Genomic DNA, 22,704 nt, shown 5'->3' with positions numbered 1-22,704 from the left:
CTTCCAGTGGCTGTGGAAGTTCTCCAGCGTTGACCGCGCGGCGCCCAGCGTCAGGCCGCTGGTGGCTCGCGATCGCGGCTTTAAGCCGCGCGTCGGCTGCGTTGATGTGCTCATGAAAAGATGGTAACGCAATATTAAATAGTGTTTCGGGTCGTTACTTTGGGCGGGGCGAATGGGATTAGTGTTACCGCGGGCATGGCTGTGTGCCGGCCTACTGATAGGCTTGATGATGTCCGCGACGCCGATCGAGCAAGCTTCGGCCGATGCGGTGCATGGTGCCATGGCCATCGGGCAACGGACTTCCGTCCCGGTCGGCTATATCGAATTCTGCCGACGGCAGGCCGCAGAATGCAGAATACGATCAGGCAAGGCTCCGCCAATCCTTATGATCAGAGGAATGGAAGACAAGCTCGCGTCCGTCACCAAGCTCGTGAACAGATCGATCAAGCCTGCGAGCGATCTTGCCGTTCACGGAACGATGGAATTCTGGTCCTATCCTGACAGCGCGGTCGGCGACTGCGAGGACTACGTCCTGCTTAAGCGCCAGATGCTCAATTTGGCGGGCGTATCGCTCTCGAACCTTCTGATCACTGTCGTCAAAAAGAAGGACGGCGAGGGGCACGCGGTGCTGACGGTCAAGACCGACAAAGGCGACTATGTGCTCGACAACCTCAACGACGAGGTGAAGCTTTGGTCGGAAACTGGATATAGATTTCTAAAAAGGCAATCGTCCACAGACACAGGGCGCTGGGTTGCGATACTTGAACACCCCGATGTCCTGGTCGGGGCAGTCGACTAAGCCTTGAGAATCGCGCCTGGACTACACTTGGCACCTCCCATGCCATGTCCGAGAATAGCAGAGTTGGACAGAGGTCGTGTGAAACGCGATTTGCGTGACGGGCCTAGACGGCCTCCGCTCGCTAGCATGGCTCGGGTTTCAGGCGATGGGCGCTGCAGTCGACCGGCGCAGACCTCATGCCACAACTCGTATAAGCGGAGATGGGAATTCAATCCAAACTTGCACTATGTGGCGCACGAAGCGCGATTTGTTTGCGTCCCGCTACATTGATGCCAACCGCAATTTCGGCGGCCTTGCCAAGATCGGCTGCATAGCGGAGGAGAATCCTTTGTGCCTCCACGGTATCTTCTTCCGTGAGTACGCTTTGTACCCCCGGCAGATGGCGCGCGCGTCGAAACTCCGCGGGGCTGCACCCGAAACGGCCCCTGAACTTATTGTAGAACACAGCAGGATTGCCGAAACCGTTTCGCTCCATGATCACACCAACAGTATGATCTGTCCGGTGGAGTTCGTCCGCTGCGGTGTCCAGGCGCAGGCTTTGGCAATAGTCGCGGTAGCCAATGCCCAAATGGCGCTTGAACAGGCGGGAAAGGTGGCTCAGCGTCAGTCCCTCAGCCGCGGCAATCGCACTCAGTCGCTGGGTGTCTAATTGCCCTTCGACTGCGCCCATAATCCTCAGGATTCGGTCTCGACTGTCGGACCGCAGGGGCGCTGCATCGCTATCTGCTTTCAGATGCGGGATCTGCCGATAGATGAAACAGGCAAGAAGATTGGCAACAGTCTGCCGAACTATGACCTCCTCGGGGCGACTCGTCTGATCAAGGATCAGCCGGGCCATGAAAGCCTTTATCGGCGCGATCCGATTCATGAACGGACGGCTATGGAGGAAGGAGCGGCAAAGGTAATGCCGGGATGCAAAACCGGGCAGGCCCATGCGCTCGAAATATCCAACATCGAGATGCGCGCCGCAGATCAGAGCATCGCGCGAAATCGAAGTCGAATTGTGCGGGACGTCGCTATTTATGATGATCACGTCATCCTGCTTCATCTCGCAAGCCTGTTCGTCGACGACTAGGCGGAAGCTGCCTCGCAGCACGAAAAGTATCTCCATTTCACGATGCCAATGATAGGGCACATTGGCACGGCCATGCATGAAGGCACGGCAGTGAAAATCCTCCGCAGGCGCATGATCCTCGAAGCTACTGTCGCGGATTTGCAGTTCGCCGTCGGTTTTGAGATAAGCGATATTCATCATGGTTCCCAGGCCAACCTGCTTACTAGACATCAAAAACTGTCGTAGTTCCAGCGCAAGTTTCGCGGCTAGAAGAGAGCCGTGGCCCCGTGTCATCAATAGGTCATCTCTTGGCGCAGCGGCGATGCCGTAATGGTGAGGCGAACCACCAGGGATGACCGGCGCGTCCGCAACAGCATATGGAATGACGATGACCTGGAATATTTCCGACAAGGAGCTGACTGGTCTGCTGGCGCAGATGAGCATCGAGGAAAAGGTCGCGATGGTCAGCGGCCACGGCCTCTGGCGGACGGTCGCCAACTACCGTCTTAACATTCCCGAACTGCTGATGACGGATGGCACATACGGTGTTCGCTATTCGATCGAACAGATCGACGGAGCGCATGACGCAGACAACCAGCTCGCCTCATTCCTGAGTGTCGTCAACACCGATCTCTCGACAGGGGTCGACAGTGCATTCGGCTCCACCCGTCCAGCAACATGCTTTCCGAATGGTTCGTCGTTGGCCTGTTCGTGGGATCTCAATCTCGCATATGAGCTTGGCGAAGCGCTCGCTGCCGAATGCCAGGCGTTCGGCGTCAACATATTGCTCGGCCCAGGTGTCAATATCCGGCGCACGCCGCTGGCAGGGCGAAGCTATGAATATTACGCAGAGGATCCTCTGCTGACGGGTGATATTGCCGCCGCGGTCATCAACGGCCTTCAGCGCAACGGGGTGGGGGCCTCGCTCAAGCATTTCGCGTGCAACAATTCCGAGGTCCAGCGCACGACGATGAGCTCGGTCGTCGAGGAACGCGCCCTGCGGGAGATCTATCTCGCCGGCTTCGAACGGGCGATCCGCAAGAGCGATCCCTGGACCGTCATGAGTTCCTATAACCGGCTCAACGATGTTCAAACCGCCGAAGATCACTGGCTGCTGACCGAAGTGCTGCGCGACGAGTGGGGATATGATGGCGTCGTGGTGTCCGACTGGCACGGCATCAAGGACCGGCCGGCTTCGATGAATGCGGGCAACGACCTCGACATGCCCGAAAGCGGCGCCCGCAAGCAGGAACTTCTGACAGCGGTCGAAGACGGACAGGTGTCAATAGAGACGCTTGATCGCTCTTGCCTGCGCATCTTGAAGCTTGTGCGTCTGGCCCGAAACGGTGTGAAGCCGAATGCCGAGGCCGACTTCCAAAAGCATCATGCCTTGTCCCGGCGCATGGCGGCCGAGTCGATCGTGCTCCTGAAAAACGAGAACGCCAGCCTTCCCTTGCTCCCCGAGAAGCTCAAAAGGATCACGGTCGTTGGAGCCGCCGCCGTGGAACCGGTCATCCAGGGTTCTGGTTGCGCCACGACGAGGCCGACCGAGGTCGACATCCCGCTGGAGGAAATCCGCAAACGCGCACCCGGCGTGGACATCGACTATCACACCGTCGCGGATTTCGAGGCCGGTGGCAGCTCCGAGGCGGTGGCGCTTGCGGCGGTCGACGCCGCCGACGCTGTCCTGTTTTTCGCCAACACCGAGGTCGGTTATGACGGCGAGGGCTCCGACCGCAAGCATCTCAATCTGCATGACGGCCAGGACGCCCTGATCGAGCGACTATCCGCACGTAAAAGTAAAGTCGTGGTCATTCTCGCGACGCCGGACGCCGTGGTCATGCCCTGGGCCGATCATGTTGCAGCCGTACTTGCGGCTTTCTTCGGCGGGCAAGGTGCTGGCAGCGCGATCGCCGATGTTCTGTTCGGCAGCCAGAATCCGTGCGGCAAGCTGACCGTGACATTCCCCGTCCAGGTCGAGGACATACCGGGCTACCTCACCTATCCCGGCGAGGGCAATCGCCACATTTATTCGGAGGGCATCCACGTTGGCTATCGCTTCTACGACAAGCGCAAGCTCACGCCGCTGTTTCCTTTCGGTTTCGGGCTGAGCTACACCAGCTTCGAATATTCCAACCTGTCGGTCGATGCCGATCGGATTGATGCGTCGAGCTCGATCACGCTCGCGTTCGATATCACCAATACCGGCAGTGTGGCCGGCAAGGAAATCGCGCAGGTTTATGCGCGCCCGCACCAACCGCGGCTGATCCGCCCGATCCGTGAACTCAAGGGCTTCGCGAAAGTCTCTCTCGAGCCGGGCGAAACCAAGCGCGTCGAGATCAAGATCGAGAGCCGCGATTTGCGATACTACGACCCGCAGTATCGCCGGTGGCTGCTCGATGCTGGCAGCCTGACCTTCGAGGTCGGCGCGTCCTCTCGCGACATCCGTCTGGAGCGGACGGTCGAGGTCGAAGCTGCGGCACTGGCCTCCACCGTCCTCAATGTCGAAAGCCAGCCCTTCCTGGTCTTCGAGAACGAATTCGCCCGCCAGCGCTTCCGCGCCTTTCTCAAGCAGCGGCTCGATCTCAGCGATCAGGAAGCCGACAAGATGCTCGAATACTGCGCCGGCTCCTTCCTCGGAATCCACAAGACGGTCGCCTGGGTCGCGGGCGAGACAATCTCCAAGGCCGAAATGGCCGCATTCCTCGACAGCCTCAACAAGGAGATGGGGATGATGCTCACCAAGGCTGCATAGACACCCGGGCGCCGCCTCGCGCGTTGCCGGACCGAGCGTCTCGGGAACAGAGACCTGCAATCAATGCCAACCAAGGGGAACTGCCATGAAATTTCGCCACCTATTGTCCACGATGAGCATCCTGGGCGCGTTCGCTGCCTCTAGTCCCGTGCTCGCCCAGACCGTCGACGTGCAGCACTACTGGACGAGTTCGAGTGAATCCAAGGCGATGAACACGATCGCCGACAGCTTCAAGCAACGCGGCGGAAAATGGATCGACAGCCCGTCGGCCGATTTCGACGCGGCGCTTGCGGCGGCAACCAGCCGGATTGCCGGCGGCCAGCCGCCATCGGCGATCCTGATGACGCCAAGCTCGGCGCTGCGCGACCTTGCCAACTCCGGTCAGCTTCGAGATTTCGACGATCTCGCCGCCAAGGGCGGTTGGCAAAAGGTGATGGCGCCGATTGTGTGGGACAAGCTCAATGTCGACGGCCACCTCGTTGCCTTACCCGTCGGGGTGCATGCGCAGAACTGGGTCTGGTATTCCAAGCCCGTTCTGGAGAAACTCAAAATCAGCGAACCGAAGACCTTCGACGAGCTTTTCGCGGCCGCCGATAAGATCAAGGCGTCGGGCGGCATCGGCATCGCTACCGGCGGCGAACCCTGGCAGCAAGTCGGCATCCTCTACAGCGCGTTTCTCGCTCTCGGCGGTCCCGAGTACTGGAATGAACTGATCGTCAAGCGATCCCCCGAGGCGCTCAAATCGCCTGTCCTGACCCAAGCTTTCGACATCTTTCGCAAGGTATCGACCTATGCGGATCCGGCGAGCCCCGGCCGCTCCTGGAACGACACGACGAACCTCGTCGTGACGGACAAGGCCGGTTTCCAGTTCATGGGCGACTGGGCACGGGGCGAGTTCCTCGCTGCCGGCAAGGTCGCGGGTAAGGACTTCGGCTGCTTGCTGACGCCGGCTGAAAAGCCAGGATACGCGATCCTGATCGATGTCTTTGCATTCCCGTTGAACACCGACGACGACCGGATCAAGGGCCAGACGCTGCTCGCGGACTCGATCATGGAGCCCGCTGTCCAGGAAAAGATCGCCGAGGTCAAAGGCTCCGTCCCGTCGCGGACGGACGTGGACACATCCAAGCTCGATACCTGCGCGCAAATCGGATCCAAGACGCTTGCCACGCCGGGCGCCGCGGTCCAGGCAGCCTATGATGCGCTCGCAGGCGACCTCAACGGCCAGGTGACGGATCTGGCCGGGCAGTTTTGGACCGACAAGTCCATGACCACGGAAGCGGCCGTCGAGAGCTTTAGCAACATCCTGCAGAGCGAGTAAGAATCATGCAACCGGCCGGCGGCATCGCTGGCCGGTTGCCAACCCTTGCACTCGCGGGTCGCTCGGCATGACGCACCTATGATCCTGAAAGCGGTTTCATGAGAACCTGGTTGCATCGGCAGACGTTCAGGCCGGACATGACGGTCGTCTTCTTCTTCGGCATCGTTGCGGTGTTTTTCTATGGGTCGATCTTGTGGACCGGCTACATGTCCCTGACGCGGTCGACACTGATGCCCAATTACAATTTCGTGGGCTTCGACCAATATATCAAGCTCTTCACGAACCACCGCTGGCTGGTGTCTTGCCTGAACATGGTGATTTTCGGTGTGCTCTACATCGTTGGCACGCTCGCCTTCGGCACGCTGCTTGCCGTTTTCGCCGACCGCCGCATCAGGGCCGAGTCGCTGTTTCGAACCATATTCCTCTATCCGCTCGCCGTATCGCTGATCGTCACCGGTCTTTCCTGGCGCTGGGTGCTCGACCCTGTGAACGGCTTGCAGGGGCTTGTGCGCGGCATGGGTTGGGAGAATTTCACCTTCGACTGGCTCACCGATCCCGACCGGGCGATCTACACCTTGGTCATTGCCGGCAGCTGGCATTCGGCCGGGCTGATCATGGTCATCATTCTCGCCGGCTTGCGCGGTGTGGACGAAGACCTCTGGAAGGCGATCCGCATGGAAGGCATTCCCCTCTGGCGAGCCTATCTGCAAGTCATCTTTCCCGGTATGCGGCCCGTCGTGGCTTCCTGTGTCGTGCTTTTGATGTCGGATGTTATTCGCGGCTACGACCTTGTCATCGCCATGACCAAGGGGGGCCCTGGCATCGCCACGGAAATGCCGGCGAAGTTCGCTGTCGACTACTACTTCGCACGGGTCAATCTCGGCCTGGCTTCCGCCGCCTCGATCGCGATGCTGGTCTTGTCGCTGTTGCTGTTGGCACCTTACTTCTACAGTGAGTTCAGGAGGCGCACGTGACGCAAAGCCTTCCTGGCGAACGGTCCGTGTTCGGCCCACGCGCGGCGCGCCTCGGTCTCTATGCGTTTCTCTTCGCTTCGGCCGCCTTCTTCCTCCTGCCGCTGCTGCTGGTGATCAGCAACTCGCTGAAGCCGATGGAGGAAATCCGTCAGGGCAATCTTCTCGCTTTCCCCGTGAAGCCGACTTTCGATGCCTGGGCGACGGCATGGAAAAGTGCCTGCACCGGGCTTGAATGCGGCGGGGTGCGCCCAGGCCTGTGGAACTCCATCAAGATCACCGTTCCGGCGGTCGTGATTTCGACGCTGGCAGGCGCGCTCAACGGCTATGCGCTGGCGCAGTGGAAGTCGCGCCACGCCAACCTGATCATGCTTCTTGTCATGGTCGGCCTGTTCATCCCCTATCAGGCGATGCTCTATCCGACGGTGAAGATCCTGAGCAGCCTCAGTCTGTTCCGCACCTATAGCGGTATCATTCTTGTCCATGTCGTCTACGGCTTGCCTTATACGACGCTGCTGTTCCGCAACTTCTACGTTGGCGTGCCGGAGGAGATCAGCCGGGCCGCGCGCATGGAAGGCGCCAGTTTTCTCAGAACGTTCCGGTCCGTCATCCTCCCGCTGTCGACCAACATCCTGGTCGTCGTGGCGATCCTGCAATTCACCGGCATATGGAACGATTATCTGCTCGGGCTGATCTTCGCCGGCAACGACAATTTGCCGATGACGGTTCAGCTTACTAACATCGTCAACAATGCTCGGGGTTCGGCGTCGCCCAATGTCAACATGGCCGCCGCGGTCATCACCGCCATTCCGACGCTCATCGTCTATTTCCTCTCCGGCCGCTATTTCGTGCGCGGCATCGCCGCCGGCGCTGTGAAGGGTTAGCAATGTCCAGTGTATCCATCCGAAAAATCAGGAAGTCCTTCGCCGGACTGACCGTCTTGGATTCGGTCGACATGGAGATCGCTCCCGGCGAGTTCATCGTCATCCTAGGCCCCTCGGGTTGCGGAAAGTCGACCCTGCTCAACGTGATCGCCGGACTTGACGATTGCGACTCTGGCCAAATCGTGATCGACGCAGTCGATGTCAGCGGCCTGGAGCCAAGCCAGCGGGGACTGGCGATGGTGTTTCAATCCTATGCGCTTTTCCCTGCCATGACCGTGCGGCGCAATCTCTCCTTCGGCATGGAAGTCGCTGGCACGCCCAAGCCGACGATCGTGCAAAAGGTAGACTGGGTGGCGAAGCTCCTGCAAATCGAGGCGCTGCTCGACCGCAAGCCGGGCCAGTTGTCAGGCGGTCAGCGCCAGCGGGTCGCGATCGGCCGAGCGCTCGTGCGCTCATCCAGCATCTGCCTTTTCGATGAGCCGCTGTCGAACCTCGATGCCAAGCTGCGCGCCGAGACGCGCGTCGAGCTCAAGCAACTGCACGAGACGCTGAAGTCCACCATGATCTATGTGACGCATGACCAGATCGAAGCCATGACAATGGCCGATCGCGTGGCCGTGATGCACAAGGGCAGGGTCGAGCAGTTCGCTCCTCCGCAGGCGATCTACGAGAAGCCGGCAAGCCTCTTCGTCGCCGGCTTCGTGGGATCGCCTGCCATGAATCTTCTTGAGGGCGGCCTGGACGGCGCGGGGCGCTTTCTGGTCGGTCAGCGCAGCATCAACTCTTCCGCCTATCCTTTCGAAGGGCCGTCAACCGCGGGCGAAGCGGTGCTCGGCATTCGGTGCGAGGACATCGACGTCGTCGAGCCGGATTCGCCCGACAGCATTCCCGCCAAGCTAGCCTTCACCGAACTTCTGGGCGCCGATGCCCTCGGCTGGTTCGACTGTCTGGGCAAACGCATGAGCGTCAGGCTCGGCGTTGATGCCGCCCGCTCGATGCGGAAGGAGGTCGGCCTTCGGTTCGACATGGCGAAGGCTTCCTTCTTTTCAGCGTCGACCGAACGGCGGCTTTGAGGAACACGAGAACTCAATCAACCGGCGGCACAAACGCCGCCGAGGCATCCATGGAGACTTCGGTTGTCGTATGAAAAGCTGATGGATGGCGCGTTCGATGCGCTGATCGAAGAGATGACGGATGCGGAGAAGGTGTCGCTTGTTTCGGGCCACCGCATGTGGAAGACGGCAGCGATCGAGCGTCTGGGCATCCCGCAGATCGTCATGACCGACGGCACCTACGGGGTGCGTTACTCCATCCCGCAGATCGATCAGGATGAAGCCGGGGGCCAGGATTTCGCGGCGTTTCTCTCCGTCGTCGACCAGAAGGCCGATGACGTGCAGATTGCCTGGGGACAGGTCAGACCCGCGACCTGCTTTCCAAACGGATGCAGCATCGCCTGTTCGTGGGACACAGACCTTGCGCGTGGGTTGGGCGAGGCTCTCGCCCGCGAATGCCAGGAATTTGGCGTACATCTGCTGCTCGGACCGGGGATCAATATCCGTCGCACCCCGCTCGGCGGCCGCTCCTACGAATACTATTCCGAAGACCCGATCCTTACAGGGGATTTCGCGGCGGGCGTCATCGGCGGTCTGCAGGACAACGGCGTTGGCGCATCGCTGAAGCATTTCGCCTGCAACAATTCCGAAGTCGAGCGGACGACCATGGATTCCGTGGTCGAGGAACGCGCTCTGCGGGAGATATACTTGAGCGGCTTCGAGCGGGCGATAGCCAAGAACAATCCTTGGACCGTCATGAGTTCCTACAATCGCTTGAACGGCGGCCAAGCTGCCGAGAACCCATGGCTCCTCGACGAGGTGTTGCGAGGCGAGTGGGGCTATGACGGCGTGGTTGTCTCCGATTGGCACGGCATCAAGGATCGACCCGCCTCGCTGGCGGCCGGCAACGACCTCGACATGCCGGAAAGCGAGACGCGCAAGGCCGACCTGCTGGAGGCGATCAAGGCGGGCAGGATAGACTGCGCCGTGCTCGACAAGGCCTGCGCACGCATGCTCGGTCTGATCCGGCGCGCCAAGCGCGGGGAAGCCCGGGGGCGGGTTTTCGATCGTGCCGAGCATCATTCGCTGGCCCGCCGGATGGCGGCCGAATCCATCGTTTTGCTGAAAAACGAGGGCGCACTCCTGCCGATCTCGCCAGCGAAGGTGAAGCGTATTGCGATCGTGGGTGAGGGAGCCCGCACCCCCGTTATCCAGGGCTCCGGCTGCGCCACGACGCCACCGACCTCGGTGGACGTGCCGTTGCACGAAATCCGCAAACTCGCCGGCGCCGATATCCAGATCGAAATCTTCCGGGGCACGAGCGGGATCGCTGAGGACCACGAGACGCTGATTGCTGAAGCCGAGACGGGTGCCGCCGGGGCTGACATGGTCATCGTGTTCGTCAATGTCGAGAGCGGCTATGACGGCGAGGGCTCCGACCGCCGCACGCTCGATCTCGCGCACGGCCATGACGAATTGATCGAACGGATTGCCGCCGCCAATCCAAATCTGGTTGTCGTCATTGCCAGCCCCGACGCCGTTGTCATGCCGTGGATCGACAAGGTGCAGGCCGTGGTCGAAACCTTCTTTTCCGGTCAGGCCATGGGCGGCGGCCTCGCCGATATCCTGTTCGGCCGGGTTAACCCGTGCGGCAAGCTTACCACGACCTTCCCGAAACGAATGGAGGACATGCCGGCCTATCTCACCTATCCGGGCGAGAATGGGCGCCACCTTTACAGCGAAGGCATCCATGTCGGCTATCGGTGGTACGATGCCCGCGACATCGAGCCGCTTTTTCCGTTCGGCTTCGGATTGAGTTTTACCGAGTTCGCCTACTCCGATCTCTCGCTGGACCGGTCGGAAATCCGGCGTGGTGAACGCGTTTCCGCGAGCTTTACCGTTACCAACACCGGAGCGGTGGAAGGCAAGGAAATCTGCCAGCTCTACGCCCGTTACGGCAAGCCCCGCCTCAAACGGCCAATCCGCGAACTGAAGGGCTTCTGCAAGGTTGCGCTGCGCCCCGGCGAAAGCCGCAGGGTCAGCATCGAGTTGACAGCGCAGGATCTCTGCGCCTTCGACCCGGCGCGCGGAGACTGGACGCTCGATAGCGATACGATCGGGATCGAGGTCGGTTCGTCATCGAGGGATATCCGGCTGGTGGCGCCTCTGCGAACCATTTCTTCCGTCTCGGAACATCGGCCCATCGAATGGGACACACAGCCGGTCTTCGTGCTTCGAAATCCGATCGCACGTCGAAAATTCGTCGCCTTTCTGCAAGGCCAGCTCGGCATCTCAGCGCAGGAGGCGGATACGATGCTGGAGCACTGCGCCAATTCCTTTTTCGGCATATTCACGACCTTCGACCGCCGGTTTCGCCGCAGTTTTCCGAAAGCCGACATCGAAAGACTGCTCTGCGAGATCAATGGCGAGACAGATGAGCGGGACTATCAAGCCGCGTAAGCTCTGCACGGGTGCTCCCCTGCCGCAACGACCCAATCGTCTTTGATCTCTATTGGTCAGTGCGCCGCTGAAAAGGTGGATCGTCGGAGTCGGGCGGACGTGCGGTCTACTGGGAATGGCTGACGCCGGAAGAGCGGAAGGCTGTTGCGGCGATCAAGGCCGCCTTCGATCCGCTGGGCATCATGAATCCTGGCTGCCTAATGCATGTCGCGCAAAAGTGCGCAGCGGTTTTGCGATAACGACATGCATAAAAACAAGAACTTAAAGCGCGTCGCATGAATCCGTTCAAACGCGACGCGCTTTAGTGTCCGGCTGATATTTGTGCCGATTCCGCTCGACGCTACGATTCCCGGCAGCGTTGCAACGGGACCCTCTGCCGCGTCTGGTGGGCCGCGCTCACCCGTAGCGGGAGCAAATCGCGTACACAGCGGCCAGATAGGTGAGTGCAATCGTGACGTAGGAGACCGCGAGTTCGACTGCGATAGAGGTGATTTGAAACAGCATCACCGAGAAAGCCTTTGTTAACCCTAACTTATTAATACGCGCTAATTCTGACTCTTACCACCCCCCAAAGAACAAGATACGCAACTACTGTCGGCAGCTTTGCCGTTCAGCATGGGACCACACATTGTGCGCACGCTAGCACCTGCGCGGCGCGGCAGGCGCCAAGTCCGATGCGTTGTATTTTCTAACGCTGAGACCAAAAGCGGCGTTTACTGGCCCAAGATCATGTCTGAAGCTCTCTGTCCGATCATCATACTGGGCGCATTGGTGTTGCCGCCGATCAATTTCGGCATGACAGACGCATCCGCGACCCGCAAGCCTGCGATGCCGCGCACCTTGAGCGTTGCCGGATCGACGACAGCCATCGCATCCGTCCCCATCTTGCAGGTTCCAACTGGGTGATAAACGGTCAGCGCTTCGGCGCGCAGATAGGCCAGGATTTCGTCGTCGCTACGCACATCCTTGCCCGGCAGCATCTCCCTGCCTCTGATCTCGTCGAACTCGGGTGCAGCAAAGATCTGACGCGCAATCTTGATGCCTTCGACCAGCACCTTGGCGTCCTCCTCGTCGGAGAAGAACCGGTGATCGATCAAGACATCCCGGCTCGATGCATGGCCGGACAATTTGAGTTCGCCAACGCTTTTGGGCCTAAGGACGCAGGTGTGAATTGCGTACCCATGCCCATACTCCAGCAGTCTGCCGCGATGGCTGCGATAGCCGGGCACAAAGTGGAACTGAATGTCGGGAATGCCATCTGCGTACTTCGTTTTGGCAAAGCCGCCGGCCTCGACATAGTTCGTGCTGAGCATGCCCTTTCGGCCGACGAAATACTGAAAAGGCGCTGCCAACATGCGGGGGAGATTCAGCAGCGACAGACCGAGCGTCTTCGTGCTTGAGGAGCGGACCGTGATCATGCCGTCCACATGGTCCTGCAGGTTCTTGCCCACTCCCGCCAGATTAAGGATCGGATCTATGCCGACCTCTCGGAGCTCGGCCGCCGGGCCGATCCCGGAGGCCAGCAAGATCTTCGGCGAGTTGATCGCGCCAGCCGAGAGCACGATCTCGCGACGGGCGGACAGCGTCTTCTGCTGGCCCTTGTGCCGCACCCGCACCCCTGTTGCGCGCCCCTCGGCTATATCGAGGTCGATCACCTCGCATTCGCTAAAGATCGTGAGATTCTTGCGATCGAGCACCGGGCGCATGAACGCGGCAAAACTGCTGAAGCGCTGGCCGCGATCTTGCGTGACATTGTAGATGCCAAGGCCGAACTGGCTTTCCGCGTTGAAGTCGTCGTTGGCGGGAAGGCCGGCATTGTTGCCGGCCTCGACGAACATCTTTGAAAGCACGTTCGGATCGCGCGGGCTGTCGACCAGCAATTCTCCGCTTGTGCCGTGGTACTGGGGGTTTTGGCCAAGCAGATTACGCTCGAGCTTCTTGAAGATGGGAAGCACGTCGCTATACGCCCAGCCTGTGCAGCCGAGCCGCGACCACTCGTCATAATCTTCCGCAGCACCCCTGATATAGACCATCGAGTTGATCGAGCTCGAACCGCCCAGCGCCTTGCCACGATTGACCGGAATCCTGCGGTTATCGAGGTGCGGCTGAGGCACGCCGACAAAGCAATAGTCATAATTCGGATTGCCGTAGAGCGAGAGGATTCCCGCCGGCACTCTCACCCGCACGCTGTTGTCGCTTCCGCCGCCCTCAATGAGGCAGACCCGCACGGAGGGATTCGCGCTCAGGCGATTGGCGAGGACGCAGCCTGCCGAACCTGCGCCAACCACGACATAATCATAAGTATCGGCCGACATTCACCGCGCCTTCAAAGAAAATGGAACGGGCCGGAAATCTTGGTAACCGACCCGCCGACCTTACTGGAGGAGTTGCGTCCAGACTTTCGTGACAAGTTCCTGCGCTGCAGGCGAACACGCTTCGCCCATTTTCACCGGAACGGTTGGGAAAAGTTCGGGAGCGTTTTCCTTGGAGTAGAGCGCTTTCGTCTCGTCGATCTTCACCGGGGAGGAATGACCGTAGTAGTTGTACTCGGCCGTCGCGTTGTCGATCTCAGCCATAAAGTCGATGAACTTCTTGGCATTGTCGATATTGGCCGCACCCTTCGGCACGACATAGGAATCCAGCCAGCCGACCAGGCCTTCCTTAGGCATCGCGTACTCAACGTTGGCCTTGTCGTTGCGGCGAACGCGCATGGTATTGCCGTCCCACCAGAAGTGGGCGCCAACCTCGCCGCCACCGATCCGGTTCTCAATATTGTCGCTGGAGTAGGCAGCGACGTAAGGCTTCTGCGCTTGCAAGAGATCCAGAACGCGCTTCATTTCCTGAGGATCTTCGCTGCAATATTTGATGCCGAGATAGTTCTGCGCAGCCGAAACGACTTCGTCAGGTTGCGCAAGGCTGGCGATTTTACCTCGCAGTTCGACCGGCGGCTCAAAATAGGTCTTCCAACTATCGACCGGACCCTTGTAGACGTCGCGGTTGACGGTGTAGCCGGCGTTGCCGAAGGCAAGCGGGATCGAATGATTGCCGGTCGGATCCCACCATGGCTTCTGCCATTCCGGCAGGATTTGCTGGTATGCAGCCATGGAGCTGGCGCCAATGTCCTCGAGCAGTCCGCTGTCGATCATGATCTTCACAAAATGCTGCGAGGGCGTCACGATGTCGTAGCCGGAGGAGCCTGCCTGAAGCTTCGTCAGCAGATCCTCGTTAGACGAGAATGCGTCGACGGTGACCTTGATGCCGGTTTCCTTCTCGAATTTTGCGACCATCTCGGGCGAGATGGAATCGGCCCATGCGTAGATGGCCAGACTGCCCTCGGCTAGAGCCGGCGCGCTGTAGGCAAGGCTCACGGCACCGGCCATGGCAAACGCTGCAATACGGATTCTCATCGACATGTCATTCCCCTGTTTGTTGTTCTCCCAGCGGCAACGATAACAAACCGTCTGGTTCGATAAATTCGAATTGCCCGACGCGTTGATTAGGAAAAACTTCGCCGCGTCTACTGCCGCCGCTGGAGCACGAAGGCCACGGTCGCCAGGACCACCGAAACAGCCATGATCAAGGTCGAGATCGCGTTGAGCTGCGGCGACACACCCTGCTTGATTAGGGAGAAAATGTAGACAGGCAGCGTGGTGGCGCCCCCGGAATTCAATAGATTGCTGGTGATGAAATCGTCCATCGAAATGACGAAGGCGAGCATGGCGCCGGCGAACACGCCCGGCAGGATGAGCGGCAGCGTGACGCGACGAAAGGCGACCCAGCCGGTCGCATAGAGATCGCGGGCCGCTTCCTCCAGATCGAGGTCCATCCCCTGCAGGCGCGCGCGTATCGGTAGGAAGGCGAACGGGATGCAGAAGGTGGTGTGGGCGATCATCAGTTTCACCAATCCGTTGGCGAGCCCGGCCTCCGAGAAGAGGATCAGGACGGCGACGGCAACGACGATTTCAGGCAGAAGGAGCGGGAGGTTCACCACCGTTTCGGAGATGCGACGGAACCTGACATTACGGCCCCTCACCAGCACCAATGCCGCCATCAACGCGACAAGTGTCGAGGCGACGGTGGCGACCGTGGCGACCAGCAAGGAGGTCTTCACTGCCGTCAGGAGGTTCGCGTTGGACAGGGCGGTAGTGTACCAGTGCAAGGAGAACCCGCCCCAACTGGAGACGATCCGGTTCGCGTTGAAGGAATAGAATACCACGACGGCTATGGGCAGGTAGAGATAGGCGAAGAAGATCGCGCTAAAGACGCCGAAGCCCGGATAGCGTCTGACATCATTGTCCGCGTTCATGACGCGCGCTCCAGCCCTTCGATCCGCATGGACCGCAGACCCTGGAAGACCAGGAAGATCATGACCGCGGCCATCAGCACGATGGCGATGGCGGCGCCGAGCGGCCAGTTGCGGGCTCCGCCGAACTGCAACTGGATGAGATTGCCCATCATCATCGTCTTGCCGCCGCCGAGCAGGGTCGGCTCCAGGACCGCGCCAAGGCTGGGAACGAAGACCAGGATCGCTCCGGCGATCATGCCCGGCCGGGTGAGCGGCAGGATAACGCGGCGCAATGTGATGAGGCGATTGCCGTAGAGATCATGCGACGCCTCGATGAGCGCAGGGTCGAGCTTCTCGATGGAGGCGAAGATCGGCAGGATCATAAGCGGAATGTAGCTGTAGACGAGACCGACCAGCATGGCGGTATTGCCGAACAGCAGGGACCCCATGTTGTCGACGAGGCCCGCACCCCGAAGCGACTTTTCGATGACCCCGTCCTTGCCAAGGATGATGATCCAGGAATAGACGCGCACGATCATCGAAACCCAGAATGGCAGCGTGACCAGATAGATCAGCACGACTTTGATCGTCGGTCGCTGGAGCGCGATGAAATAGGCAACCGGGAAGCTTAGAAGCAGGCAGATCGAGGTCGTCACGGCCGACAGCACCAGCGTCCTTGCAACGACGATGAGATATTGCGGATTGAACTCCAGCTCGCCGGTCCAGCCTTCGTTGAACAACAGCTGCTTGTAGGGCGCGGTGGTGAACACATATTCGAAGCCGCCGTAAGGTCCGCGCGTCGAAAACGACACGACGATGATGATGCCGATCGGGATGACCAGCGTCAGCGCCATGATGAGATGGGCCGGCAGCAAGCCGAGGACATTCCAGTTCGGATTTCTGGTGGATGGCTTCATGCACCGAGGATCCGCACGGATTCGGCGGCAAAGCCGACTTTCACCGACTGCCCGATCTCGAACATCTGGCCGCGGCTGACACTATTGCGCTTGGAAATGCGCAGCCTGGTGCCGCCCGTTTCAACGAGATAGTATGTGTAGCCGCCGAGATAATTGGTGCCCATGATCGTGCCATCGACAGCTATCGGGTTGTCCTGGGCAGGCAGACTGATTTTCTCCGGGCGTATCGACATGAAGGCCTTCTGGCCGGCGACTGCTTTCTTGTGAGAAGCCGTCAAGGTCATGCCGAGCTGCGTTGTCACGGTCGCCTGCTCGCCGTCGACGGCAATCACCTCGGCGTCGAGGAAATTGGTCTCGCCGATGAAGTCGGCGACGAAGCGGTTTGACGGCTCCTCGTAGATCGCAGCGGGCGTGCCAAGCTGTTGGATTTCGCCGTCGCCGAGAACGCAGATGCGATCCGACAGGTCGAGAGCTTCTTCCTGGTCATGGGTGACGAAGACGAAGGTGATACCGGTCTTGCGCTGCAGGATGCGCAGCTCGTCGCGCATGGCCTGGCGTAGCTTCAGGTCGAGTGCCGAGAGGGGTTCGTCGAGCAAAAGGACTTCCGGTTCGGGCGCCAATGCGCGGGCGAGCGCGACGCGCTGGCGCTGGCCGCCCGACAATTGCTGCGGCTTGCGCCCGGCAAATGCCTCCATATGGACCAGACGAAGCATGTCAGCGACGCGCGCATCGCGGCGGTCCTTTGACCAACCCAGGTTTTCAAGCCCGAAGCCGATGTTCTGTTCAACGCTCATGTGCGGAAACAGGGCGTAGCTCTGGAACACGGTGTTGACCCGCCGCTTATGCGGCGGCAGTCCCTGTATATTTGATCCGTGCAGGAAAATTTGCCCCGTCGTTGGCTGCTCGAAGCCGGCGATCATGCGCAACAGGGTGGTCTTGCCGCAGCCGCTCGGGCCAAGCAGCGTAAAGAACTCATTGTCGTAGATGTCGAAGGAAACGGGCTTCAACGCCTGATAGGTGCCGAATACCTTGGACACGCCCTTGATCTCGACAGCCTTTCGAGGTGCGCGCAGGCAGGCCTCGTCATTCATGGTCTGGGCGCTCCGGTAAGTCTTTGCGAGCTCGGGCGATGAAGGAATTTCAACGCCGCGCCACCAAGGGTGGGCGCGGCGTCGATCAGCGGCTACATCTTCTCCCATTTGCCGTTGCGGACGACGAACATGTCGACGTCGATGGCCATGTTTGTTTGTCCGTTCGCGTCGAACGAGACTTCTCCCAGAATGCCGTTGTGATGGATGTCACGAATGGCTTTGCTCAGGGCCTCCTTGTCGTCGATGCCCTTTTCCTTGATGACATCGAGCAGCATCTGCGTGGCCTCATAGGCATACTTGGCGTAGGAACCGGCAGGATCGGTGTAGCCCTTGGTTTCATAGGCCTTACTGAATTCGTCGAGCTTCGGGTTCGACTGTACGGCCGGGGTTCCCGCAATCGTGCCCTCGGCGGCTGCGGCTGCGATCTCGATGAACTTCGGATCGTATATGCCCGAAATTCCGTACATGGGCAGACTGCCCATTCCAAGGTCGGCCATCTGGCTGCGCACAAGCGCTGCTTCGGTGACAACGCCACCGAAGTAGACAGCATCAGGCGCCGCCGCCTTCGCCGTGGTCAGCATGGCACGGAAATCGGTGGTGCCGACCGCGGCTGCGTCCGACGAGACGATCTCTCCGCCAGCAGCCTTGAAGAAATCGCCGAACCACTTGGTGTTGGCCGCGCCGTAGTCGGTCGTGTCGGAGATGATCGCGATCTTCTTGACCTTGCCTTGTTTGGCAATGGCTTCGGCCAGCGGCTTGTTTTCGTTGACCAGCGTTGGCGTCACGCGGGTCACGTTCGCGAAATTCTGCTCGGTGATCTTCGGGCTGACCGCGCCCCAAACGATGAACGGCATCTGCGCGCGATTGAAGACTGGGATCGTCGCCAGCGCGACCGAGCTGTTCCAATGTCCGGTCGCGGCAATCACCGACGGATCGTTGACCAGCTTTTGGGCCGCTGAAACGCCGACGGCCGGATCGGAGGCATCATCGAGGACGATGCCTTCCACCTGGTGCGGATAACCGCTGGCATTGGCTTGCTCGATCGCGAGCAGGAAACCGTTGCGGGCGCCCAGACCCTGCTGGGCGTTTCCGCCGGAGAGCGGTCCAATGAAGCCGAGTTTGATCTGGTCGGCCTGAGCCTGGGCGGCACCCAGCGCAATGGCGAACAGAGACCCAGCCAGAATTGACGATACGCGGATAAGCGCACTGCGCCTGTTTTGCATGGTTCCACCTCAATAGAATTATCTGCCGCCATCGTAGCGACCCGGCCGATCGTGATCGTCGGCTGATCATCAGTGTATTGGCGCGTATTCAGTGATGAAATTCGGAAATTGTGACTCGTGAGTTCGGAGATTCGTTCTGTCCGCCCGGCATGGCGGTTGATACCCGTCTGCTCCCGATGGAGGCGAGCACAATGACGGAACTGCTTGTCCAGCAGCTGGTGAACTGGATAACTCTTGGCTGCATCTATGCCTTGCTGGCTATCGGATTCAGTCTGACTTTCGGTGTCCTGAACGTCATTCATTTCTCTCACGGCGATGTCGCAACGACGGCGCCGTTTATCTCGCTGGCGCTCGCCCAGGCGTTGGCGACGGCGGTTGGGGCTTCAAGCCCCGCTTGGCTGGTGGTTGCGGTTCCGGCAGCCGTGTTCGCCGTCGGATTGATCGGCGTCTTGCTGGACAAGCTGGTTATCAGGCGCTTTCGCAACGCCCCTGCCATGATGGCGCTGGTCGCGACGGTGGCGCTGGGTATCGTCATCCGCGAGCTGATCCGTCATCTCTATCCGCAAGGCTCGAACCCGCATGCCTTCCCGCGCCTGGTGTCGGGCATGGCTTTCGAAGTCTCCGGCGTTGCCATCAGCTGGTTCGCGCTGCTTGTGGTCGTGCTGACCATCGCGCTGGTGGCCATGCTGTTCGTCTTCCTGCGCCTGACCCCGCTCGGCCTGCGCATCCGGGCGGCCTCGGAGGACCGGATCGTGGCGCGGATGATGGGCATCCGTGATGCACGTGTCTTCCGGGCGACTTTCTTCATCGCCTCAGCGATCGGCGCCACTGCCGGCCTTTTGTTCGCAAGCTATGCCGGCGTGACACGGTTCGACTTCGGTGTCATGGCCGGCCTGCTCGGCTTTTCCGCTGCGGTAATCGGCGGCCTCGGCTCGATGCCGGGCGCCATACTGGGCGGACTGATCATCGCTGGCATCGAGGTGCTTGCGCAGACATTTGTGCCCGATGGTGCTTCCTATCGATTGGTGTTCGTCTTCCTGCTCGTCATCGCCGTGCTCATCTTCCGCCCGGCCGGCCTGCTTGGGCGCACCGTCATGGAGAAAGTCTAGCATGCAGGGTAGCGCTTCACTTGCTGCACCGGGCAAGGCGGCGGCCGCAGTCTTCGCCATCGCCTCGCAACTTTGCGGGGCAGCGTTTCTCTACCTCATTTTGAAGGTTGACGGCGGCTGGCAGGTGGTCGGCCTGCTGGCTTTGCTCGGCTTCGGCTTCTACCTGTTGGAGAGGCTGCCGTGGATCGGCGACTACGCGTTGGCCAGCTTTGCCCGTGCTCCCCTTGTGGCGATGGCTACCGCGGCGGTCATCGTTGTGGCTTTTCCATTCGTCGTCGGCTCGAATACCTATATGCTGCATCTGCTGATTGTCGCCCAGCTCTATGCCGTGCTCGCGCTGGCGCTCAATTTCCAGCTCGGCAGTGCCAACATTCCGAACTTCGCCACCGGCGCTTCCTACGGCATCGGGGCCTATGTGTCGGCGTTGCTGGCGATCAACTTCGGTATCAGTTTCTGGCTGACACTGCCGGTCGCGGCGCTGGCTGCAACACTGTTCGGTTTCATCATCGGCATTCCTTCGATGCGCACGCGTGATACCTATCTGGCGCTTGTCACCATCGCCTTTGGCGTCGTGGTCCAGCAACTGCTGAACAATTTCGGCTGGACCGGCGGGCCCAACGGACTGGTCGGCATTCCTGCGCCCAGCCTGTTCGGGCATTCCTTCGCCGACCCGCTGGTGATCTTCGGTTGGAAACTGCCGAGCCAGGCGAACTTCTATTATCTGTCGGCGGCGCTGGTCGTCGTCGCCATCGTCACGGCGCATCGGTTGCATGGCTCGCGCATCGGGCTGGCCTGGAACGCACTGCGCGCCGACGAGATCGCCGCCAAGGCGCAAGGCATCAATGTGGCGTGGTTCAAGGTGTTGGCGTTCGCGGTCGATGCCTTCCTGGCCGCCTTTGCCGGCACGATCTACGCCTTCTACGTGTCCTACATTTCCCCCGACAATTTCACCTTCCTCGTCTCCGTCACCATCATGACCATGGTCATCGTCGGCGGCATGGACAACATTTTCGGCGTCATCGTCGGTGCGTTCATGCTGACCATCCTGCCCGAGAAACTGCGCGCCTTCGCCGACTACCGCCTGCTGTTCTTCGGCGTCATCATCATCGGCTTCCTGATGATCCGGCCGCAGGGGTTGTTCCCGCAACGCATGCGGCGATACGGGGGCGATCTGTGAGCGCGCTTCTCAAAGTCGAGAATTTGACGATGCGCTTCGGCGGGTTGGTCGCGCTCAACGATGTCAGCCTTTCGATCGACAAGGGCGCGGTGCTCGCCGTCATCGGCCCGAATGGCGCCGGCAAGTCGACGCTGTTCAACGTCGTGACTGGCGTCTACCGGCCGACCTCCGGCCGGGTGACGTTCAACGGCGCCGAGATCACCAGCCGCCCGTCCTATGAAGTCGTCGATCGTGGCATCGCCCGCACATTTCAGTCGTCGCGGCTGTTCTCGGACCTCAGCGTCCTCGACAACGTCATCATCGGCATGCACACCCGCACGAAGACCGGCGTGCTGGATGCGCTGTTCCGGCCGGGCGCGTCGCGCCGCGAGATGGCGGCCTGCGTGGAAAAGGCCGAAACCCTGCTCAAGCTCGGATCCGGCGGCCTGTTCGAACAGCGTTATCGGCCAGCGGGAACGCTGGCGCAGGCCGACCGGCGCCGGCTGGAGATAGCCCGCGCACTGGCCTCGCAGCCCAAGCTTTTGCTGCTCGACGAACCGTCGGTCGGCATGGACGATACGGAGACGGACGCATTGGTGGCCGACATTGTGCGGCTGCGTGCGCAAAACCCCGAGCTGTCGGTGGTCCTGATCGAGCACGACATGCGCGTGGTCGAGGCATTCCCGCACCACGTCGCGTGCATCGACTATGGCAGCAAGATCGCCGAGGGTGACTTTGCGGCGGTGCGCGCCGACCCGCGCGTCCAGGAAGCCTATCTCGGGAAGGCGGTCGCCCATGCTTGAGCTGAAGGGTGTCGATACCAGCTACGGGGCGGTCCCGATGCTGCGCGGCGTGGCGATGAGCGTTCGTCCCGGCGAACTGGTCTGCCTGCTCGGGCCGAATGGCGCCGGCAAGACGACAACCTTCATGACCGTATGCGGCGTTGTGCGCGCCCAGCGCGGCAAGGTCGAGGTGATGGGCCGGGACATGGCGACGCTTGGCACGGAAAACCTCGCGTCGCTTGGTGTCGGCCTTGTTCCGGAAGGGCGCCGGCTGTTTCCCAGCCTGACCGTGATTGAGAACCTGCGCCTGGGCTACGACGCGGTGTCCGGCCGGGGTCCCGATTTCGAGGCGCAGCTGGACAAAATGGGCAATCTGTTTCCGCGTATCCAGGAGCGTTTGCGCCAGGTGGCTGGCACTCTGTCCGGCGGCGAACAGGCGATGGTCGCGCTGGCGCGCGCGCTGATCGGCGAACCCAGGCTCGTGATCATGGACGAACCGTCGCTTGGTCTCTCGCCCAAGCTCATCGGCGAGTATTTCGAGATCACCCGGCAGATCCATCGCCGCGGCACGACCATCCTGCTGATCGAACAGAATGCGGAAATGGGACTAGGCATCGCCGATCGTGGCTATGTCCTGGTCAAGGGCAAGGTCGCCCAGGAAGGACCGGCAAAGGAGCTACTCTCGTCCAAGGCGGCCAGAAGCCTTTATCTCTGAGCCTCCCGGTAATTTCGTCTGTCGCAGCGGCGATGATCCCACGTTCACTTCTTTGGCGATGGCATCCAGCATTTAGGGACAAGCTAACCACTGCCACATGAAATCGTAATTTTCGCTACCGGGCCCCTTC

The 22,704-nt window shown here is 60.4% G+C and carries 18 protein-coding genes; 11 read left to right on the top strand and 7 right to left on the bottom strand.

Translation table 11 applies throughout. From position 1 onward, the window contains the following. Positions 1-172 precede the first annotated feature (172 nt). A complete protein-coding gene (locus EN885_RS00625) occupies positions 173-799 on the top strand; it encodes a transglutaminase-like cysteine peptidase (protein WP_128241507.1) in 627 nt (208 codons plus the stop codon). Between the two features lie 208 nt (positions 800-1,007). Here the strand turns inward: EN885_RS00625 and EN885_RS00620 are convergent, their stop codons facing one another. Further along, entirely contained in the window at positions 1,008-2,264 is a 1,257-nt protein-coding gene (locus EN885_RS00620; RefSeq protein WP_164897742.1) for a helix-turn-helix domain-containing protein, read from the bottom strand. Here EN885_RS00620 and EN885_RS00615 point away from each other — a divergent pair. The 6 genes from EN885_RS00615 to EN885_RS00590 all read left to right on the top strand — a co-directional run bounded on the left by EN885_RS00615 (position 2,242) and on the right by EN885_RS00590 (position 11,296). After that, a complete protein-coding gene (locus EN885_RS00615; RefSeq protein WP_128241505.1) occupies positions 2,242-4,608 on the top strand; it encodes a glycoside hydrolase family 3 C-terminal domain-containing protein in 2,367 nt (788 codons plus the stop codon). The genes EN885_RS00620 and EN885_RS00615 overlap by 23 nt on opposite strands. A gap of 85 nt (positions 4,609-4,693) precedes the next feature. Next, positions 4,694-5,929: an ABC transporter substrate-binding protein gene (locus EN885_RS00610; protein WP_128241504.1), complete on the top strand. Its 1,236-nt coding sequence runs from the start codon at positions 4,694-4,696 to the stop codon at positions 5,927-5,929. Positions 5,930-6,027: 98 nt separating this feature from the next. Continuing rightward, positions 6,028-6,903 (top strand): sugar ABC transporter permease, encoded by an 876-nt coding sequence (locus EN885_RS00605; protein ID WP_245492952.1) that lies wholly within the window; start codon positions 6,028-6,030, stop codon positions 6,901-6,903. After that, complete coding sequence (locus EN885_RS00600; protein WP_128241503.1) at positions 6,900-7,784, top strand: carbohydrate ABC transporter permease; 885 nt, start codon at positions 6,900-6,902, stop codon at positions 7,782-7,784. Before EN885_RS00605 ends, EN885_RS00600 begins: the two co-directional genes overlap by 4 nt. A 2-nt stretch (positions 7,785-7,786) precedes the next feature. Beyond that, on the top strand, positions 7,787-8,857 hold the full coding sequence (locus tag EN885_RS00595; RefSeq protein WP_128241502.1) for an ABC transporter ATP-binding protein: 1,071 nt from the start codon (positions 7,787-7,789) through the stop codon (positions 8,855-8,857). A 63-nt stretch (positions 8,858-8,920) separates the two neighbouring features. Next, positions 8,921-11,296: a glycoside hydrolase family 3 C-terminal domain-containing protein gene (locus tag EN885_RS00590; RefSeq protein ID WP_245492951.1), complete on the top strand. Its 2,376-nt coding sequence runs from the start codon at positions 8,921-8,923 to the stop codon at positions 11,294-11,296. Positions 11,297-12,009: 713 nt separating this feature from the next. On the opposite strand, the gene EN885_RS00580 is transcribed toward EN885_RS00590, so the two are convergent. The 6 genes from EN885_RS00580 to EN885_RS00555 all read right to left on the bottom strand — a co-directional run bounded on the left by EN885_RS00580 (position 12,010) and on the right by EN885_RS00555 (position 18,812). Continuing rightward, positions 12,010-13,611: a GMC family oxidoreductase N-terminal domain-containing protein gene (locus tag EN885_RS00580; protein WP_128241501.1), complete on the bottom strand. Its 1,602-nt coding sequence runs from the start codon at positions 13,609-13,611 to the stop codon at positions 12,010-12,012. Between the two features lie 60 nt (positions 13,612-13,671). After that, complete coding sequence (locus EN885_RS00575) at positions 13,672-14,709, bottom strand: extracellular solute-binding protein (protein WP_128241500.1); 1,038 nt, start codon at positions 14,707-14,709, stop codon at positions 13,672-13,674. Between the two features lie 104 nt (positions 14,710-14,813). Beyond that, entirely contained in the window at positions 14,814-15,602 is a 789-nt protein-coding gene (locus EN885_RS00570; RefSeq protein WP_128241499.1) for an ABC transporter permease, read from the bottom strand. Then, a complete protein-coding gene (locus EN885_RS00565) occupies positions 15,599-16,498 on the bottom strand; it encodes an ABC transporter permease (protein WP_128241498.1) in 900 nt (299 codons plus the stop codon). The genes EN885_RS00570 and EN885_RS00565 overlap by 4 nt, the downstream gene beginning before the upstream one ends. After that, positions 16,495-17,589 carry an ABC transporter ATP-binding protein gene (locus EN885_RS00560; RefSeq protein ID WP_126103095.1) on the bottom strand — a complete coding sequence of 365 codons (1,095 nt, stop codon included), beginning with the start codon at positions 17,587-17,589 and terminating at the stop codon, positions 16,495-16,497. Before EN885_RS00560 ends, EN885_RS00565 begins: the two co-directional genes overlap by 4 nt. 92 nt (positions 17,590-17,681) lie before the next feature. Next, positions 17,682-18,812 carry a branched-chain amino acid ABC transporter substrate-binding protein gene (locus EN885_RS00555; RefSeq protein ID WP_128241497.1) on the bottom strand — a complete coding sequence of 377 codons (1,131 nt, stop codon included), beginning with the start codon at positions 18,810-18,812 and terminating at the stop codon, positions 17,682-17,684. A gap of 191 nt (positions 18,813-19,003) precedes the next feature. Here EN885_RS00555 and EN885_RS00550 point away from each other — a divergent pair, with 191 nt between their 5' ends. The 4 genes from EN885_RS00550 to EN885_RS00535 are packed head-to-tail and all read left to right on the top strand — an operon-like array spanning position 19,004 to position 22,574. Beyond that, positions 19,004-19,921, top strand: a complete 918-nt coding sequence (locus EN885_RS00550) for a branched-chain amino acid ABC transporter permease (RefSeq protein ID WP_128241496.1) — start codon at positions 19,004-19,006, stop codon at positions 19,919-19,921. 1 nt (position 19,922) lies between these two features. After that, on the top strand, positions 19,923-21,098 hold the full coding sequence (locus tag EN885_RS00545) for a branched-chain amino acid ABC transporter permease (RefSeq protein ID WP_128241495.1): 1,176 nt from the start codon (positions 19,923-19,925) through the stop codon (positions 21,096-21,098). Next, the gene (locus EN885_RS00540; protein WP_245458081.1) at positions 21,095-21,880 is read left to right on the top strand and encodes an ABC transporter ATP-binding protein; all 786 of its coding nucleotides are present in this window, start codon (positions 21,095-21,097) and stop codon (positions 21,878-21,880) included. The genes EN885_RS00545 and EN885_RS00540 overlap by 4 nt, the downstream gene beginning before the upstream one ends. Then, positions 21,873-22,574, top strand: a complete 702-nt coding sequence (locus tag EN885_RS00535; RefSeq protein WP_128241494.1) for an ABC transporter ATP-binding protein — start codon at positions 21,873-21,875, stop codon at positions 22,572-22,574. The genes EN885_RS00540 and EN885_RS00535 overlap by 8 nt, the downstream gene beginning before the upstream one ends. Positions 22,575-22,704 lie beyond the last annotated feature (130 nt).

This window comes from Mesorhizobium sp. M6A.T.Cr.TU.014.01.1.1 (assembly GCF_004022765.1).
GTDB lineage: Bacteria > Pseudomonadota > Alphaproteobacteria > Rhizobiales > Rhizobiaceae > Mesorhizobium > Mesorhizobium mediterraneum.
This window is presented reverse-complemented; position numbering and strand designations above follow the sequence as displayed.

Coding starts and splice junctions, on each gene's coding strand:
- EN885_RS00580 (WP_128241501.1), bottom strand. CDS start 13,611: ATGTCGGCCGATACTTATGATTATGTCGTGGTTGGCGCAGGTTCGGCA.
- EN885_RS00610 (WP_128241504.1), top strand. CDS start 4,694: ATGAAATTTCGCCACCTATTGTCCACGATGAGCATCCTGGGCGCGTTC.
- EN885_RS00625 (WP_128241507.1), top strand. CDS start 173: ATGGGATTAGTGTTACCGCGGGCATGGCTGTGTGCCGGCCTACTGATA.
- EN885_RS00550 (WP_128241496.1), top strand. CDS start 19,004: ATGACGGAACTGCTTGTCCAGCAGCTGGTGAACTGGATAACTCTTGGC.
- EN885_RS00555 (WP_128241497.1), bottom strand. CDS start 18,812: ATGCAAAACAGGCGCAGTGCGCTTATCCGCGTATCGTCAATTCTGGCT.
- EN885_RS00595 (WP_128241502.1), top strand. CDS start 7,787: ATGTCCAGTGTATCCATCCGAAAAATCAGGAAGTCCTTCGCCGGACTG.
- EN885_RS00560 (WP_126103095.1), bottom strand. CDS start 17,589: ATGAATGACGAGGCCTGCCTGCGCGCACCTCGAAAGGCTGTCGAGATC.
- EN885_RS00575 (WP_128241500.1), bottom strand. CDS start 14,709: ATGTCGATGAGAATCCGTATTGCAGCGTTTGCCATGGCCGGTGCCGTG.
- EN885_RS00545 (WP_128241495.1), top strand. CDS start 19,923: ATGCAGGGTAGCGCTTCACTTGCTGCACCGGGCAAGGCGGCGGCCGCA.
- EN885_RS00615 (WP_128241505.1), top strand. CDS start 2,242: ATGACCTGGAATATTTCCGACAAGGAGCTGACTGGTCTGCTGGCGCAG.
- EN885_RS00570 (WP_128241499.1), bottom strand. CDS start 15,602: ATGAACGCGGACAATGATGTCAGACGCTATCCGGGCTTCGGCGTCTTT.
- EN885_RS00535 (WP_128241494.1), top strand. CDS start 21,873: ATGCTTGAGCTGAAGGGTGTCGATACCAGCTACGGGGCGGTCCCGATG.
- EN885_RS00565 (WP_128241498.1), bottom strand. CDS start 16,498: ATGAAGCCATCCACCAGAAATCCGAACTGGAATGTCCTCGGCTTGCTG.
- EN885_RS00605 (WP_245492952.1), top strand. CDS start 6,028: ATGAGAACCTGGTTGCATCGGCAGACGTTCAGGCCGGACATGACGGTC.